Genomic DNA, 16,686 nt, shown 5'->3' with positions numbered 1-16,686 from the left:
GCGCGAGTGGCAGTGATGCCGTCTCGCGCTTTTTCATGTCGGCATTTCTACGGATGGTAATGCTGCAGTTGCGGTCATTGTTAATGGAGGCGAGCGCCGATGCGATCGGCGGCACGATTACCGCTTGGCGTACTGCGTTGCACCGAACAGCATCTCTTTAGCCTTGTCGTCCATGAGCGGCTTGCGGGCTGACGCCAGCACCTCGACGCCGCGCACCACCGCCGGACGTGCGGCAATTTCCTCGTGCCAGCGCTTCACGTTCGGAAGCGTGTCGAGTTCGATCCCCTGGTTTTGCCACGAACGGGTCCACGGAAACGCGGCGATGTCGGCGATCGTATAGTCGTTGCCGGCCAGATACTGTGTCTTGCCGAGCTGCGTATCCATCACGCCATAGAGACGCCGTGTTTCATTCGTGTAGCGATTGATCGCGTATTCGATCGGCTCCGGCGCGTAGATGCGGAAGTGGTGCGTTTGCCCGAGCATCGGACCTAATCCGCCCATCTGGAACATCAGCCACTGCAGCGTGGCATAGCGTGCGGCCGGATCGGTCGGCAGGAACTTGCCGGTTTTCTCGGCGAGATAAATCAGAATCGCGCCTGACTCGAATAGCGCAAACGGCTTGCCGTCGGCCCCCGTGGGACCCTCGGAGTCGACGATCGCCGGAATCTTGTTGTTCGGACTGATAGCGAGGAATTCGGGTTTGAACTGATCCCCCGCGCCGATATCCACTGCATGCGCGGTGTACGCGAGGCCCGTCTCCTCGAGCATGATGTGAACCTTATGGCCGTTCGGGGTTGCCCAGCTGTAGAGGTCGATCATCCTGGCTCCTTCGTTTCGTGGAAGCGGCGCCACAAAGGGCGCCGCAGTTGACGAAAATTAGAGCACAGATCGGACGATGCTGCTGGCGCGCGGCGCCGCGGACTCGTTTCGACTTCGCGGCGCCGCCCACCGCCGTGCAAGCTAACCTGGAACACGCGTTCAGGCGAACAAACACTCAAACGCTCAAACCCGCGTAATCGGCGTCTCCACGCGAGCCGCAGCATCCGCATCCATATAGCGCGCCAGTTCGAGCTTGGCGATCGCGTTGCGGTGCACTTCGTCGGGACCATCGGCGAAGCGTAAGGTCCGCGCGGATGCGTACGCATACGCCAGCGGGAAATCGTCACTGACGCCGCCGCCGCCGTGCGCCTGGATCGCCCAGTCGATCACCTGGCATGCCATATTCGGCGCAACCACCTTGATCATGGCAATCTCGCCGCGTGCGCCTTTGTTGCCGACGGTGTCCATCATGTACGCGGTCTTCAGCGTCAGCAGACGCGCCTGTTCAATCATGCAACGTGCTTCGGCCATGCGCTCCTGTGTGACGCCTTGCGCGGCAATTGGCTTACCGAAAGCGACGCGCTGCATGGAGCGTTTAGCCATGAGTTCGAGTGCGCGCTCGGCAAGGCCGATCAAGCGCATGCAGTGGTGGATGCGTCCCGGTCCGAGGCGGCCTTGGGCGATTTCGAAGCCGCGTCCTTCGCCGAGCAGCATGTTGGTGGCCGGCACGCGCACGTTTTCGAGCGTGATTTCCATGTGACCATGCGGCGCGTCGTCGTAGCCGAATACGGTGAGAGGGCGGTGCACGGTGATGCCGGTGGCATCGGCCGGGATCAGGATCATCGACTGCTGCGCATGGCGTGGCGCCTCAGGGTCGGTCTTGCCCATCACGATGTAGATCTTGCAGCGCGGATCCCCCGCACCGGACGACCACCACTTGTGGCCATTGATCACGTAGTAGTCGCCGTCGCGCACGATGCTCGTCTGGATGTTGGTCGCGTCCGACGACGCCACTTCCGGCTCGGTCATCAGAAACGCCGAACGGATGTGTCCCTGCAGTAGCGGTTCAAGCCATTCGCGCTTGTTCTCGTCGCTACCGTAGCGCTCGATCGTCTCCATGTTGCCGGTGTCGGGCGCGTTGCAGTTGAACACCTCCGGCGCCCAGGGCACGCGGCCCATGATCTCGCACAGCGGCGCGTATTCGAGGTTCGTCAGCCCGGCGCCGCGTACCGATTCAGGCAGGAACAGGTTCCACAGGCCGGCGTCGCGGGCCTTCTGTTTCAGTTGTTCGATCAGTTCGGTCGGGAGCCACGCGTTGCCGTTCTGGCGATTGCGCGCGATTTCGGCGTAGAACGCATGCTCGTTCGGATAGATTTGCTCGTCGAAGAAGGCGAGCAGTTTCTCGCGCAGCGCCTGAACCTTCGGGGTGTAATCGAAATTCATGTATGACCTCGCGGATGACGAATGACGTTTGTTCGGGGGCGCAACTGGAAGTGACGATCTGCTTAGCGCACCTTCTGTGCGTAACGCCAGGCAAGTTCGGCCATTGGCTTCGCGCGACGGCCGGCATCGAGCGCCTGAGCGCTGGCCGCGGTACCGTCGACCACGCGTTTCATGATCCCCTGCAGGATCGCGGCGATGCGGAACATGTTGTACGCCAGATAGAAATTCCAGTCGCCGTGGATCTCGAAGCCGGTGCGCTTGCAATAGCGCTCGACGTACTGCGCTTCGTCGGGAATGCCGAGGGCCGCCCAGTCCAGACCCGCAATGCCACGGAATTGCGCCGGATCGACGTGCCACGCCATGCAGTGATAGGCGAAGTCGGCGAGCGGATCGCCGAGCGTGGACAACTCCCAGTCGAGCACGGCAAGTACGCGAGGCTCGGTGGGATGGAAGATCAGATTGTCGAGCCGGTAGTCGCCATGCACGACCGAGGCGCGTTCGCTCGTTTCCGCCGGCATATGTTGCGGCAGCCATTCGATCAGGCGCTGCATCGCGTCGATCGATTCGGTTTCGGACGCGATGTACTGCTTGCTCCAGCGGCCGATCTGGCGCGCAAAGTAGTTACCCGGTTTGCCGTAGTCGGCAAGACCGACTGCCGTGACGTCGACGCTATGGAGTGCGGCGATCACGCGATTCATTTCGTCGTAAACCGCCGTGCGCTCCGCAGGCGTCATGCCGGGCAAAGACTGGTCCCACAGCACGCGACCTTCGACGAACTCCATCACGTAGAACGCCCGGCCGATCACGTTTTCGTCTTCGCATAGGGCGAGCATGTTCGCGACCGGCACGTCGGTGTCAGCCAGCGCGTGCATCACGCGGTATTCGCGTTCCACAGCGTGCGCGGAGGGCAGCAGCTTCGCGGCCGGTCCGGGCTTTGCTCGCATCACATACGAGCGCGACGGTGTGACCAGTTTGAAGGTGGGATTGGACTGGCCGCCGGCGAATTGCTCCAACGTGAGCGGTCCGGAGAATCCGTCGACATGCTGGACTAGCCACGCGGCGAGCGCGTCACTGTCGAAGCGTTGCCGCTCGTTGACCGGACGCGTGCCCTCAAAGGCCGAATAATCCGGTTTGTGTTCTGGTTCGCCGGTCTGTGTGGCTTGCACCATGTGTCTCCTCCAGTTTGGGGTCAGCTACGCTTGTATTGAATGAATTGTGCGTAGAGCATTTCCATCGTGGTATTGCGAACGTCGCGATGGAGCGGCGACGGCGGTGAATAGTTGATCGTGCGCAGCACCCAGTCGCGCGGCTCGGCGCCGACGTCGAGCGCGTTGATGCAACCGGTGGCCTGCGCCAGATGGCCGAAGAAAGTGCGGCCGCCGGCGGTAAGCGCGTGCGACAGAATCGCGCGATTCACGCCGCCGTGCAGCACCAGCAGCACGGTGTCCCACGAGGTGTCCTCGCGCAACGCCGCCACTGCGGGCAACACGCGGTCGAACAACGCGCCGATGGTTTCGCCGTCGAGAAAGCGCGTGCTTTCCGGCACGATGCCGTCGAATACGCCGAGAAATGCCGCTTCGATATCCTGCAGCGGAATGTTGCTGAGTTTGCCGCCGCGAATTTCCTGCCATGCGGGTTCGATTTCCAGCTCGACCTGTTGGCCGGTTTCGGCCAATACGCGCCGCGCGGTTTCGACCGTGCGCGGCAAACCGCTCACGATCACCCGATCGAACCGGACTTGCTGTTCGGCAAACACACGGCCTGCCGCGCTTGCCTGCTCGCGGCCGTTAGCGTTCAACGGCACGGTCTCAGGATCGATCGCACGGCCGCTGTCGTCGAAGTAGGTCACGTCGCCGTGACGCATCAGGAAGATGCGGCGGCGCTTGGGGAGTTGGTATTCAGGCATCGTCCCTTGGTTCGCTTATGTTCATTTGTAGACTGGAGCGCGTTTTTCGAGGAACGCGGAAATCCCTTCGAGACCGTCGCGATGATGCAGGGATGCGACGAAGCCGTCGCGTTCGGCAACCAGATGTTCAGCGAGCGGTTGCGTGCCGGCCGCGCTGATGAGCCCTTTGATGCGTGCGACCGAATTCGGCGAAATCTTGCCGAGCTCGTCAGCCCAGGCGACAGCGGTGTCGCGCACTGCGCCCGTCTTCGCCAGTTTATTGACGACACCGAGATCATGCAGACGCGCGGCGCCGATTGGTTTGCCTTCAATCAGCACTTCGGTCGCCAATTGACGTGGCAACGCTTGCGCGAGAAACCACGAACCACCGCCATCGGGCGTGAGACCAACACGCGCATACGACATCACGAACTTGGCGTCTTCCGCGGCGACGATCAGATCGCACGCGAGCGCGAGTGAAAACCCCGCACCGGCTGCGGCACCGTCAACGGCTGCGATCACCGGTTTCGATGACAGACGCAGCGCCGAAATCCATTCGCCGAGCAGATCGATGCTCTCCGCCTGCACCGACGGATCTTTCGCGCGGTTCTCCAGCAGGCGATTCAGATTGCCGCCGGCACAAAAGAAGTTGTCCGCGCCGGCAATCACGACGGCGCGTATAGAAGGATCGCGCTCCACCGATTCGAGCGCTTCGATGCCCGCGGCATACATGTCCGGATGCAGCGCATTGCGCGCGCCGGGGTTCGACAGCGTGAGGACTAGCGTTGATTCGCTTTCGGTCGGGCGCGAGGTCAGCAGTTCGGCGCTCATTGTTGCGTCTCCGTTTGAATGTCGGCAGCGTCGCGTTGTGTCAGCGACAGACCAAGTTGCGCTCGCCTTGCAAGCCAGGGTGACGGACGGTAGCGCGGATCGCCGAGCACGCTGAAGATATTGCGCAAGATCGTGAGGATCGTTTTCGCGCCGAGCGCGTCGCCGAGTGCAAGCGGCCCGCGTGGGTAGCCGAGGCCTAGCGTCACGGCGAGGTCGATATCGTCCGGCGTCGCGATCTGCTTTTGTGCGATGTCGCAGCCAATATTGACGATGGTCGCCACGACGCGTTGTGCGACGAAGCCGGTCGAGTCGCGGATCACCGTGACGGGAACGCCGTCGGCGGCAAACAGTGCGTGCGCGGTCTCGCGTGCGGCGGGGCGGGTGGCGGGTGTCGTCATCAGCGTGCGACGCGGCACGACGGCTAGCGGGAACAGGGTATCGATAGCGACAACGCGAGTTGCATCGAGTGCTTCGTCGACGGCAGCGGTGGTCGCGTCATGACCGAACGGTGTCACGATGATCAGCGAGTCCGCTGCGGGTGTGGCACCCTCGTCAAGCTTTACACCGGCCTTGGAGATGAGTTGCACGACGGCTTCATGCGCTTGCGGATAGCGCTTGCTGACCCACACGCTTTGGGGCAGTTCAGTCGGCGCGGGCGCTTCTGCGGGCACCTGCTGCTTACCGTCTTCGTAGCGGTAAAAACCTTCGCCCGTTTTGCGGCCGATCAATCCGCCCGCGAGCCGCGTGCCCGTGATTGGCGACGGCGTGAAGCGCGGCTCTTCGTAGAACTGATGATAGATCGACTCCATCACTGGATGCGATACGTCGAGCGCCGTCAGATCGAGCAGTTCGAATGGCCCGAGGCGAAAGCCCGCCTGCTCGCGCATGATTCGGTCGATGTCAGCAAAGCTCGCAACGCCTTCGCCAGCGACGCGCAGGCCTTCTGTATTCATGCCGCGGCCGGCGTGATTGACGATGAAGCCGGGCATGTCTTTCGCGCGCACCGGCGTGTGGCCCATGCGGCGCGCGAGTTCCATCAGCGCGTCGCCGACGGCGGGATCGCTGCGCAGGCCGTCGATCACTTCGACGACCTTCATCAACGGAACCGGATTGAAGAAGTGATAACCGGCCACCCGCGACGGATTCGTGCAGCCCGCTGCAATCGCCGTAATCGACAACGATGACGTGTTCGACGCCAGCACGCAACGGCCGCTCACTACCGTTTCGAGTTCGCGAAAGAGCGCCTGCTTCACATCGAGCTTTTCGACGATCGCTTCAAGGACCAGATCACAATCGGCCAGATCGCCGATGACCTGCGCACCGCTCACGTTCGCCAAGGCGGCGAGCGAGCGGGCCTGATCGAGCTTGCCTTTGGCGGTCAATTTGGCGAAAGTCTCGGCAAGGTAGTCGCGCGCGGCGCCGATCGCGGCGGGATTCGTGTCGTAAAGACGCACCGTGAGACCCGCCAGCGCCGCAATCTGGGCGATGCCACGGCCCATTGCACCGGTTCCGACAATGCCGATAGTCTCGATACTGAAATTGCGAGAGGTCATTGTGATGCTCGACTCCATGGTTATTTTAGAATAGCACGATCGTGCAATTTAATGGATGATTGATCGAAGGCCGCTGCGTTGATTTTAACGAGCGGTCTCAAACAACCCGAAGAAAGGAGACACCCGATGATCAAGCTGTGCGGTTTCGCGCTCTCTAACTATTACAACAAGGTGAAGTTCGTGCTTCTCGAACACGGCATTCCGTTTGAGGAAGTCTTCGTGATGCCGAACCAGGAAGAGACCATGCTCGAGCATTCTCCGCTCGGCAAGGTGCCCTATATCCAGACCGAACACGGCGATCTGTGCGAATCGCAGAGCATTGTCGAGTATCTGGCCGCGCGCTTTCCCGACAAGGCCATTTTTTCCGCCGACCCGTGGGAAGCGGCCAAGGAGCGCGAGTTGATCACATTCGTGGATGTGCACCTCGAACTCACCGCCCGCAATCTCTACAAGGAAGCGTTCTTCGGCGGCACCGTGACTGACGCGACCAAGGGGCGCGTCGAGAAGCTGCTTGCGCATCACATTGCCGGCTTCAAGCGGATCGCGAAGTTCGGACCGTATTTGCGCGGTGAGCGTTTCAGTGTCGCCGACGCAGCAGGTTTTGTGAGCTTGCCGCTGGTGGGCATGGCGACGCAGACCATCTACGGCCGCGATTTGCTGCTCGACGCCGGCGTGGACTGGAAAAGCTATGTGAAGGCAATCAACGCCCGGCCAGCCGCGCAGCGCGTGACCGACGATCGCAAGGCGTATATCGCGGCCTCGCGTCCGGCCTGAAGTGCAGCAGGTTTGCGGGTGAAGGGAACTCGGGCGTGCGACGCACGCGTGGGCCGCTACGCGCGATGGCGAGGAACGTGGGTTCGTTCGCGGCATCGCGCGGGGCGCCCTAGAGCCGCGCCAGCCGGTCGAGCGCGGTGGCGAGGGTGGTTTCCTGCTTGGCGAAGCAGAAGCGCACCACGCCCGATTCATGGGCCTCGTGATAGAAGGCCGACACCGGAATCGCCGCCACGCCGATCTCACCGGTCAGCCATTGCGCGAATTCGGCTTCGGGCAGATCGCTGATCGCCGAATAGTCGACGCACTGAAAGTACGTGCCCGTGCACGGCAGCAGCTTGAAGCGTGAATTCGCGAGGCCGGCGCGGAAGAAATCGCGTTTCTTCTGATAAAACGCGGGCAGATCCAGATACGGTGCCGGATCCTTCATGTAGTCCGCGAGACCGATTTGCATCGGTGTGTTGACCGTGAATACGTTGAACTGGTGCACTTTTCGGAATTCCGCCGTGAGCGCTGCGGGTGCGGCTACGTAGCCGATTTTCCAGCCGGTGACGTGATAGGTCTTGCCGAAGCTCGACACCACGAAACTGCGCTGCGCCAGTTCCGGATAGCGCGCCACGCTTTCGTGCGGTGCGCCGTCGTACACCATGTGTTCGTAGACTTCGTCCGACAGAATCAGCACATTGGTGCCGCGCACGATTTCTTCGAGCTTGCGCATGTCTTCCGCGCGCCAGACCGTACCGGTCGGATTGTGCGGTGTATTGATCAGCAGAAGCCGCGTTTTCGGCGTGATCGCGGCAGCGAGCTTGTCGAACGGGATTGCGTAGTCGGGCGCGTCGAGCGTGACGAATACCGGCTTGCCGCCGGCCAGCTCGATCGACGGCAGGTAGCTGTCGTAGGTCGGCTCGACCACGATCACTTCGTCGCCCGGATGCACCGTGCAGAGAATCGCGGTCAGCAGCGCCTGCGTGGCGCCGGCCGTCACGGTGATCTCGCTGGTGGCGTCGTAGCGGCGGCCGTACAGGTTCGCGATCTTGTCCGAGATTGCCTGACGCAGCGGCGCGGCGCCGGCCATCGGCGGGTATTGATTGTGGCCGTCGCGCATTGCGTTCGCGACCGCGTCGACAATGCGGGGATCACAGCCGAAGTCGGGAAAGCCCTGGCCGAGGTTCACCGCGCCTTTTTCGGCAGCGAGCGCACTCATTACAGTGAAAATCGTGGTGCCGACGTCCGGCAGGCGGGACGGGAACGAGGGACTCATGGGTGTGTCGTGCGGTGCATTCATGGCGCTGTCCGGAGCGTGGTCGAGCGAGTTGGCGAAATTGACAGGGGGCGTCGTTCGAAAAGGACGAAGCCCGATTGTAGGGAATCGCGGCGCTGCGTGCGCGGAGTCGCCCCGACGTTGGCCATCCGGCCAGGGTTCATACCGGTGCGGGCTCGTCCGCGATTGTCATGCAGGCGCTGACGAACGGAGCCGGCTGTGCAATCTGGAAACCGAAATCACGCGCAATCCGTTTGGCGAGTTTCAATACCGCGCGATCTTTCGACACCAGCCAGTCGGCCTGCGCGGCGTGCGCGAGCTCGAGGAATTTCTGGTCGTCGCGGTCTTTGCATTTGGGCAACGGCCGGACATCTTCCGCGGGGGCCGCGGGCTCGATCAACTGCGCAAGACGTGCGACGACGGCAAGCGCCGCCGCCTTGTCGACATTGCGATGCACGAATTGCGGGTAGTCGAGCACGTAGGTGAGTTCGGCGAGGCAGCGCGCGTCGATCAGCGCGGCGAGCGCGCCACTTTCGAGCGCGGCGCGAATAGGCCGCGTGTGCGGATCGTCGAACACGAGAATATCGATCCAGACATTGGAATCGAGGACGACGCGCAAAGCGCCGTGTGAGGCATGGGAACCGGGCATTCGTTACAATCTGGCTTTCGTCTTTGACCGCCAGGCACGGCGTGCCTGCAAGCCTCTATGATAATCGTTCTGTCGCCGGCGAAATCGCTCGACTACGAAACCCCCCCGCATGTCAAAAAGCACACGATCCCCGATTTCGTCGACGATGCGGCCGAATTGATCGGCGGATTGCGTCTTTTGTCGCCGCAGCAGATCGGCTCGTTGATGAGCATTTCCGATCAGCTTGCGCATCTCAACTTCCAGCGTTACGCAGATTGGTCGCCCAGCTTCGGCACGCACAACGCCAAGCAGGCGGTGTTCGCGTTCAACGGCGACGTGTACGAAGGTTTCGGCGCCAGAACGTTGTCCTCGGCCGATCTGGATTACGCGCAGAATCACGTGCGCGTGCTTTCCGGCCTGTACGGATTGCTGCGCCCGCTCGATCTGCTGCAACCGTACCGGCTCGAAATGGGTACGCGCTTCGCCAATACGCGCGGCAAGGATCTGTACGCGTTCTGGGGCGAACGGATCACACAGGCTTTGAACGCGCAATTGAAGAAGCGCGCTGCCGCCTCGCGCGTGCTGGTCAACTGTGCTTCGGGTGAGTACTTCAAGTCGGTCAGGCCCAAGCTGCTCGACGCGCCGATCGTCACGCCGGTGTTCCAAGACTGGAAGGGCGGCCGCTACAAGATCATCAGTTTCCACGCAAAACGCGCGCGCGGTCTGATGGCGCGCTACGCGGTCGAAAACCGTCTCGACAAGCCCGAGCAGTTGAGAGACTTCAACTCTGAAGGCTACGCATTCGACGCCGAAGCCTCGAACGATTCCACTTACGTATTCCGCCGCCGCATTGCTGACTAAGCAATTGCCGCGCACACAGGCAGGGGAAAACATCATGACGTTATCGATTACGAGCAACTTCGACGCAGGCGCGATCGAAGTGCTGGCTTGCGAAGACGCCGGCAACATCCGTCTGCGCGTGCGGCCCGACAGCCACGCCGAGTTCGCGCAGTGGTTCTATTTCAGGCTGTCCGGTGCGGCCGGCGAGCGCTGTGTGATGACATTCGAAAATGCCGCGGCGTGCGCGTTTGCCGAAGGCTGGCGCGACTATCTGGCGGTGGCAAGCTATGACCGGGTGAACTGGTTCCGCGTGCCGACTTCTTACGACGGCCGCGTGCTGACGATCGACCACACGCCGGATTTCGACCGCATTTACTACGCGTATTTCGAACCGTATAGCGAGGAGCGTCACTCGGAGTTTCTCGGTGCGGTCCAGCAGATGCCGCAGGCCACGCTCACGGAGTTGGGCAAGACGGTCGAAGGCCGGCCGATGTCGCTACTGACGCTGGGCACGCCGCAAACCGGCGACACACCCAAGAAAAAGATCTGGCTGATCGCGCGCCAGCATCCTGGCGAGACGATGGCCGAATGGTTTATCGAAGGTCTGGTAAAGCGTCTCGCGGGTTGGGGCGATTGGGCGGGCGATCCCGTGGCGCGCAAGCTCTACGATCACGCAGTCTTCTACATCGTGCCGAACATGAATCCGGACGGCAGCGTGCACGGCAATCTTCGCACCAACGCGACGGGCGCGAACCTGAACCGCGAATGGATGGAGCCGGACGCCGCGCGTAGTCCTGAGGTGCTGGTGGTGCGCGACGCAATTCACGCGACCGGTTGTGATCTCTTTTTCGATATCCATGGCGACGAAGCGCTGCCGTACGTGTTCGTGGCCGGCTCCGAAATGTTGCCGGGTTTCACCGAGCGGCAGGGAGAGGAGCAGAAAGCGTTCATCGAAGCGTTCAAGCATGCGAGTCCGGACTTCCAGGACAAGTACGGCTACGCAGCGAGCAAGTATCGCGAGGACGCGCTCAAGCTGGCTTCGAAGTACATCGGCAACGAATTCGGCTGTTTGTCGTTGACGCTGGAGATGCCGTTCAAGGACAACGCCAATCTGCCGGACGAGCGGGTGGGGTGGAACGGCGAACGTAGCGCGTCGCTGGGCGCCGCCATGCTGCAGGCGATTTGGCGGCACGTGGAGACGTTCGCGTAACCGGATACTGTATAAAAAACGGGGCACACACTTTGAAAGTGTGTGCCCCGTTTCTTTAGTGCCGGCATGGCGCCATGGCGCGGATCAGTTAAAACGGCCGCGGCTCTTGCCCGTTATTGAGTCTTTTTCGCCGGGGATTTTTTCGCGGTCGATTTGCCCGAAGACTTGCTGGAGGTCGTTCGCGATGATTTCCCCGAACTTGCCTTTGAGGACTTGCCGGTCGCTTTCTTCGTGGTTTTACCGCTGGCGGAGTGCTTGCCCTTCACACTCTTATGCTTGCCTGAGGAGGCGCGCGATCCGGTAGATCCGGAACTATGTGCGCGGGCTGGCGGCACCGGATCGTTCCAGCTGAATGCCAGCATCTGGGCGCCCACATAGCCGCAGCGGAACTTGAGATCGGCTGGATCTCCGTCGCCGCTCTGGCGGATACCGAGACCCTCGACGGTGACGATGTTGTCCACTTTGACGCGCTGCTTGCCCTCGTCGAACGAATCGTTCCAGGGGGTGACCGACGCATGCGCGCTGTCGAAAGAGCTGGGTGGAAATTCGACATGGTCGAAGGCGGTCGATGTGCTTGCAACAAAATTGCCGTGCGCAGCGCAGTCCGCGACTAGCGGGTCTGCATGCATGTCATTGACAAATTTGTTGACGAGATCGTTGTGCTGTTCGAGTTGATCGGCGTATGCGGGAGCAGTGCAAATGAGCGAGAGACCCGCTGCAAATGTTGCTAACCGGCCGACCAACCGCAGCAATCGGCGCGGTACGTTGGTGCTATCCATCTAGTTCGTTAGACGCTAATGAGACGTGAGGCACGTAAGATGCACGGCGGGAGGGAGGAGTTCAATCCTGACACAAATATTTTGTCCTGTCGTGGTGCGTGGACTCGGGCGCTTGATGTGCCGAGACGGCCGATTGCCGCAGATACGTGCTTGGTGCCGCGCCCGTGTCAGGTACGTGGCCCGCCCAATCGATACCGACGCACATCATAAGTGGTGACCCACGCCGGACGATAGACCGCGATCAATGCCGTCGACATGCCCGTGAACCAGGACTCGCCGGTGGCAAGCAGAAGCACGCTGAACGCGTAGCCAACAGGCACCACGGTCATCGAACCGTCGGCGAGCGCAATGTGAACGCCGAGCGCCGCGGCCGCCGTGAGCGACACGGCGATGGCGGGTGAGACAAAACCCTGGCCGAAGATAAACATAAAGAGATTACGCGGCAACCAGGCGATGCTGGCGCGCTGGATCAAGGCAGAGATGCCGACGGGCAGTGCACCGAACACGATGAACGTCAGCGCAATGCCCTGCCAGGGGGCGTCGAAGACGACAGCGGCGAGACCGGTAACGATCGCCATGGCGATCAGCGCCAGCGCCCAATCGAATAATGTGAGGACCAGCGTGGCGCCGAGCAGATGCATAACGGTGCCGTCGTCGAGCCACGCGTTGCTCGCCCACAGGACCGACACCGCGACGATGAGCGCGAGCCAGACATGCTGGAGTGTGCCGTCCTGAAGTCGTTTGAAAGGATTTTTCCACAGCGCGAGCGCGACCACTATCGCAGTGGCGATCCAGCCACCGACAGCGACCCAGAACGGAAGCGGTGTGTAGAGGAAACCCATGTATCTCATATTACTCGTTGGACGAGAAAAGGTGTGAGCGGATTCCATGCCAGCCGGCGCGAACGCTGCCAGAAAATGCGCGTTCCGATTCTGGCGCGCGCGCCGGCTGACGTTATGCCGAACCTTGCGTGACCTGCTCCGTCGCCGGCCCGGCGGCCGTATCGCCGTAAGTCGTGTTCGGTTCGGCAGCCATTGGCAGCGTGTCGGCCGTGTCGTTCGCGGGCAACGGATACTGGAAGCGCTGCGGCATGCGGCGCCGCAACGGCACCACGCCGGCTTGTCCCATTACCGGACGAACCTGTCGCTCGGCATCGTTGCGCAGTACTTGCAAATGAGCCGACAGCCAGCCGTTGTAGAGCGCGACAGCCGCGGCGCGGTTGGGCGCTCCGAGTTGCTGGAATATGCTGGTCAGATGGATCTTGACGGTGCCTTCACTGATGCCGAGCGTGCGCGCGATCATCTTGTTAGTGCTGCCCATGTGAACGCAGCGCATGATCTGCTCCTGGCGGGGCGACAGGCCGTTGGACAGTTTGGTCCGGCGCGGCGGTGGGCTCTTTTCATCGAACGGCCGGATGGTGGCATCCGGCGGTAGCGGAGGATTGAGCGCCAGTGCGCCGGCCGGCACGTAGTGACCACCGAGCAGGACCATTTCGAAAGCGCGCACGATCAGGCACGGATCGGTTTCGCGGGGGACCACGCCGAGCACGCCTTCGTCCATGAGGTTCCGCACGGCAGTTGGCGAGACCTCGTCGGTCAGCACTGCGATGCGCAAGTCCGGGTAATGGCTGAGCAGATGACGAGTATCGTCCACCGACATCCAGTCCTGCCAATCGATCACAAGCAGGTCGGGCCGCAGGCGCTTGAGCGTACGTTCAACCTGACGCCAATCCTGTGCTTCGTTAAAGCGCGCCAGGCGGTCGATTTGCCGCAGCAGTGCTTTGAGTCCATCGCGACGTTCCCGTCTGAGTTGAGTATTGAGAATCGCATGCCATGTCTCCAGATGAATCGGGCGTGGTGGCGCGATGCATGCGGGCCGGCGAAAGTGCCGGGCGCGTTACGATGCACCACCGGCACTATCATGACAAATTCCTTCCGTTTTGACGGCCTGTCCAAAAGGCATAGGAGGAATGACATAAAAAAACCCCGCGCGCGGCGGGGTTTCCTGAGGTCGGCCGGTGCGGCGCAATGACGCCGACGCCGATGCGTCAGTGGAAATGCGGTTGCGCGGGCTCCGCGTCCTCCGGCATTTCGGCGTGGACGATTTCGCCGAGCGGGTCCGCATAAAGCGGGACACCGCAGTCATCACAATATTCCGGCTCGAAGCGGCCTGAGTGGCGGCGCACGTCTGTCACGCCGGTTTCCTTGAGTAATGCGACGATTTCTTCGAGGGGGTCGTCTGACGCAGCGGTTTCTTGCGGTTCTTCATCAATGCCGGGTTCGCCGTTCTCGCGGCCGTAAAGTGGCCACACGACGCCGTAGATCACGTCGTTGCTGCCCCGACGTGTAAAGCCGACCCGGTATTCGTCGATACGGCGCTCGCCGAAGCCCGCGACAACCGCGCGCAACTCCTGGGGCGCCGCGCCGATTGTGTCGAACAGATAGCGCACGGCGGTACGTACCGTGTGAGGGCGCACGCGTTCGTCGGCGTCGCGGCAGGCTGAATAATAGGCATCCGGCAGCAGACATTCGAATTCACATCCGGGCAGTGCCAGCGACAGGTTGGCGCCGCCTTGCGTTGCCCATTGTTCGAGACATTGGCCACGCTCGATCCGAGTGCCGTTTTCTTCTTCCTGCCAGCGAAACGCCGGCTCACCCACCGGCGCCGCGACCACAGCCAGTAGAAAGCGTGGGTCGGCCAGGATTGGCGAGGTTTCCGGCAATTCGCCGAAATTGAGCTTGGCGTGGGCGCCAGCCATCGCTGCTTGAGCGAGTTGCTGGGCAATGCGCCAGGTTTCGACGTGGTGACGCGGCAGTTGATCGATGCTGTACAGGAACGGCACCATAGCGACACGCGTATTGGCCGCGAGCACATGCGCCTGCAGGTGCGCGCGCAGCGCGTCGGCTGCATCCGGTTTGAGCGGGCCGGAAGGAATCATGTAGCGAGTCCAGGCCAGCACGGGTGCGGCAATCAGCAGCGCTTCATAAGGAACGCCTTCATGTTCAACGATGAACGACTCACTGTGCGTTTCCGCCATGTCGGCGAGCGCGCCGTAAGCATCAGGATGATTCTGCTGCAGATGATCGAGCGCGGCGTCCAGCGTAGTCTGGTTGGCGTTGCGGACGATCTTGGCCAGCAACGCATCGAGCTTCGCTTCCCAGAAGCGGTCTTCGGTGCGGCTGCCCGACGCGAAAAGCGCGAGCGAGAGACCGACGAGCTTGTCGGCATCGGGAGGGAGACGTTTGGCGATTCGCGAGCGCATAAATCCAGAAATTTGGGGGCACAGAACCTTATATTCTAGTCTTTTCTATGCCGCCATATTATTTGGCTGACTATGCCGGATGGATCGGGACGTTTCCGCATTAAAAATAAGCCTGCTGCGGGCGCTGCCAGATGCGTTGCGCGGTGTCCTGGCCGGATGATATAAGACAGGCCCGGGGGCGTGGCTCGCTTCTATACTGACTGCCTTCAGTGGGCGCCTCGCAAGCGTATGTCTATTCGTCGCTGTGGTCTGGCACAACAGGAGATTCATAGTGAAATCGGACCAACTGATTGAACGTCTCGCCGCAGTGTTCGCGTTGATCATATTGGTGGGCGGGTCTCTGCTGGTGCTTGCGCCTTTTACGACCGCGCTGTTGTGGGGTGCCATTCTCAGTTATAGCTCGTGGGGCTTGTACCGGCGGCTTACTACGGCAGTTGGTGGGCGGCGGAAGCTGGCTGCGACGCTGATCGTGTTCATCATTCTGGTCGTGGTGCTTGGCCCGTTCGTCTATGCGGGCTTTGCTTTCGGTGCGCACGTTCACGACATCGTCGCGTTGGTACAAAGGCTCTTCGAGGCTGGCTTGCCGGATTTGCCGCCGTGGGTTGGGCGAATTCCGCTAGTTGGCTCGAACATCGAGGCATTTTGGGCGAATGTAACGAGCAGCAACTCTGAACTGATCGCGCAAATGCGTGCGCTTGCGGCGCCGGCCGGCAAGTGGATTCTGGCTGCTGCGATTGCTGTTACGCACGGTTTGGGTTTGTTGGCGCTGAGTATCGTGCTTGCATTCTTCTTTTATACCGGAGGGGAGGGCGCGGCAGCCTGGCTGAGGGCGGGCATGCGGCGCATTGCCGGCGAGCGCGCCGATTATTTGCTGGCGCTGGCGGGCAGCACGGTGAAGGGCGTGGTCTACGGGATTCTCGGCACGGCGCTTGTACAAGGCATTCTCGCTGGCTTCGGTTGCTGGATTGCAGGCGTCCCGGCGCCGGCGCTGCTTGGGCTGGCGACATTCTTCCTGTCGGTGATACCGGGCGGCCCGGTTGTCGTCTGGTTGCCCGCGGCGATCTGGCTGTATCACGGCGGTGCAACGGGTTGGGCAATCTTTCTGGTCGTGTGGGGCGTGTTGGTCGTGGGGATGTCCGACAATGTCATCAAGCCGATCCTGATCGGCAAAAGTAGTGACATGCCGCTAATCCTTGTGATGCTGGGTATCCTGGGCGGCGCCTTCGCTTTTGGCTTCCTTGGTGTTTTCATCGGCCCAACGTTGCTGGCGGTTGCCTATACCGTGTTACACGACTGGACGATCGGTGCCCCGGCTGCGCGCGCTTCGGCCCCCGACGTGCAAGCATCGGTTGTTGATGAACCGAGCCGCGTAGAAAAGGCGCCTTAAAATAAATTCCAGATACT

The 16,686-nt window shown here is 61.5% G+C and carries 15 protein-coding genes and 1 pseudogene; 4 read left to right on the top strand and 12 right to left on the bottom strand.

All coding sequences use genetic code 11. The features are described from left to right. Positions 1–117: 117 nt before the first annotated feature. From PQQ52_RS17020 to PQQ52_RS16995, 6 genes are all read right to left on the bottom strand, one after another. A complete protein-coding gene (locus tag PQQ52_RS17020) occupies positions 118–819 on the bottom strand; it encodes a glutathione binding-like protein (protein WP_408213459.1) in 702 nt (233 codons plus the stop codon). 183 nt (positions 820–1,002) lie between these two features. Then, on the bottom strand, positions 1,003–2,262 hold the full coding sequence (locus PQQ52_RS17015; protein ID WP_408213456.1) for an acyl-CoA dehydrogenase family protein: 1,260 nt from the start codon (positions 2,260–2,262) through the stop codon (positions 1,003–1,005). Between the two features lie 62 nt (positions 2,263–2,324). Continuing rightward, complete coding sequence (locus tag PQQ52_RS17010; RefSeq protein WP_408213453.1) at positions 2,325–3,431, bottom strand: phosphotransferase; 1,107 nt, start codon at positions 3,429–3,431, stop codon at positions 2,325–2,327. 20 nt (positions 3,432–3,451) lie between these two features. Continuing rightward, the gene (locus PQQ52_RS17005; RefSeq protein WP_408213450.1) at positions 3,452–4,168 is read right to left on the bottom strand and encodes a histidine phosphatase family protein; all 717 of its coding nucleotides are present in this window, start codon (positions 4,166–4,168) and stop codon (positions 3,452–3,454) included. Between the two features lie 21 nt (positions 4,169–4,189). Then, positions 4,190–4,978, bottom strand: a complete 789-nt coding sequence (locus PQQ52_RS17000) for an oxepin-CoA hydrolase, alternative type (RefSeq protein WP_408213447.1) — start codon at positions 4,976–4,978, stop codon at positions 4,190–4,192. Then, complete coding sequence (locus tag PQQ52_RS16995) at positions 4,975–6,531, bottom strand: 3-hydroxyacyl-CoA dehydrogenase (RefSeq protein ID WP_408213444.1); 1,557 nt, start codon at positions 6,529–6,531, stop codon at positions 4,975–4,977. The genes PQQ52_RS17000 and PQQ52_RS16995 overlap by 4 nt, the downstream gene beginning before the upstream one ends. Positions 6,532–6,657: 126 nt before the next feature. On the opposite strand from PQQ52_RS16995, the gene PQQ52_RS16990 reads away from it, so the two are divergent. After that, a complete protein-coding gene (locus PQQ52_RS16990) occupies positions 6,658–7,305 on the top strand; it encodes a glutathione S-transferase family protein (protein ID WP_408213442.1) in 648 nt (215 codons plus the stop codon). A 109-nt stretch (positions 7,306–7,414) separates the two neighbouring features. On the opposite strand, the gene PQQ52_RS16985 is transcribed toward PQQ52_RS16990, so the two are convergent. Both PQQ52_RS16985 and PQQ52_RS16980 read right to left on the bottom strand, forming a co-directional pair. Next, positions 7,415–8,587 (bottom strand): pyridoxal phosphate-dependent aminotransferase, encoded by a 1,173-nt coding sequence (locus PQQ52_RS16985; RefSeq protein WP_408213440.1) that lies wholly within the window; start codon positions 8,585–8,587, stop codon positions 7,415–7,417. 136 nt (positions 8,588–8,723) lie between these two features. Further along, a complete protein-coding gene (locus PQQ52_RS16980; RefSeq protein ID WP_408213437.1) occupies positions 8,724–9,212 on the bottom strand; it encodes a putative toxin-antitoxin system toxin component, PIN family in 489 nt (162 codons plus the stop codon). Positions 9,213–9,269: 57 nt separating this feature from the next. Between PQQ52_RS16980 and yaaA the strand changes: the two genes are divergently transcribed. Together yaaA and PQQ52_RS16970 are read left to right on the top strand one after the other, a co-directional pair. Next, on the top strand, positions 9,270–10,052 hold the full coding sequence (gene yaaA / locus PQQ52_RS16975) for a peroxide stress protein YaaA (RefSeq protein WP_408213434.1): 783 nt from the start codon (positions 9,270–9,272) through the stop codon (positions 10,050–10,052). 34 nt (positions 10,053–10,086) lie between these two features. Further along, positions 10,087–11,241 carry a M14 family metallopeptidase gene (locus PQQ52_RS16970; RefSeq protein WP_408213431.1) on the top strand — a complete coding sequence of 385 codons (1,155 nt, stop codon included), beginning with the start codon at positions 10,087–10,089 and terminating at the stop codon, positions 11,239–11,241. A 113-nt stretch (positions 11,242–11,354) separates the two neighbouring features. Here the strand turns inward: PQQ52_RS16970 and PQQ52_RS16965 are convergent, their stop codons facing one another. The 4 genes and pseudogenes from PQQ52_RS16965 to PQQ52_RS16950 form a co-directional block, all read right to left on the bottom strand. Further along, entirely contained in the window at positions 11,355–12,020 is a 666-nt protein-coding gene (locus tag PQQ52_RS16965; protein ID WP_408213428.1) for a BspC domain-containing protein, read from the bottom strand. 167 nt (positions 12,021–12,187) lie between these two features. After that, positions 12,188–12,862 carry an energy-coupling factor ABC transporter permease gene (locus PQQ52_RS16960; protein WP_408213425.1) on the bottom strand — a complete coding sequence of 225 codons (675 nt, stop codon included), beginning with the start codon at positions 12,860–12,862 and terminating at the stop codon, positions 12,188–12,190. Between the two features lie 112 nt (positions 12,863–12,974). Continuing rightward, positions 12,975–13,849: pseudogene (locus tag PQQ52_RS16955) on the bottom strand (LuxR C-terminal-related transcriptional regulator). Positions 13,850–14,067: 218 nt separating this feature from the next. Beyond that, positions 14,068–15,282, bottom strand: a complete 1,215-nt coding sequence (locus tag PQQ52_RS16950; RefSeq protein WP_408213422.1) for a DUF2863 family protein — start codon at positions 15,280–15,282, stop codon at positions 14,068–14,070. A 271-nt stretch (positions 15,283–15,553) separates the two neighbouring features. Here PQQ52_RS16950 and PQQ52_RS16945 point away from each other — a divergent pair, with 271 nt between their 5' ends. After that, entirely contained in the window at positions 15,554–16,669 is a 1,116-nt protein-coding gene (locus PQQ52_RS16945; RefSeq protein WP_408213419.1) for an AI-2E family transporter, read from the top strand. Positions 16,670–16,686: the final 17 nt, after the last annotated feature.

Source organism: Paraburkholderia sediminicola (assembly GCF_046030555.1).
In the GTDB taxonomy this organism is placed as follows: Bacteria; Pseudomonadota; Gammaproteobacteria; order Burkholderiales; family Burkholderiaceae; genus Paraburkholderia; species Paraburkholderia sediminicola_E.
The sequence above is the reverse complement of the archived record's forward strand: the minus strand, read 5'-3'. Positions and strand labels throughout refer to the sequence as shown.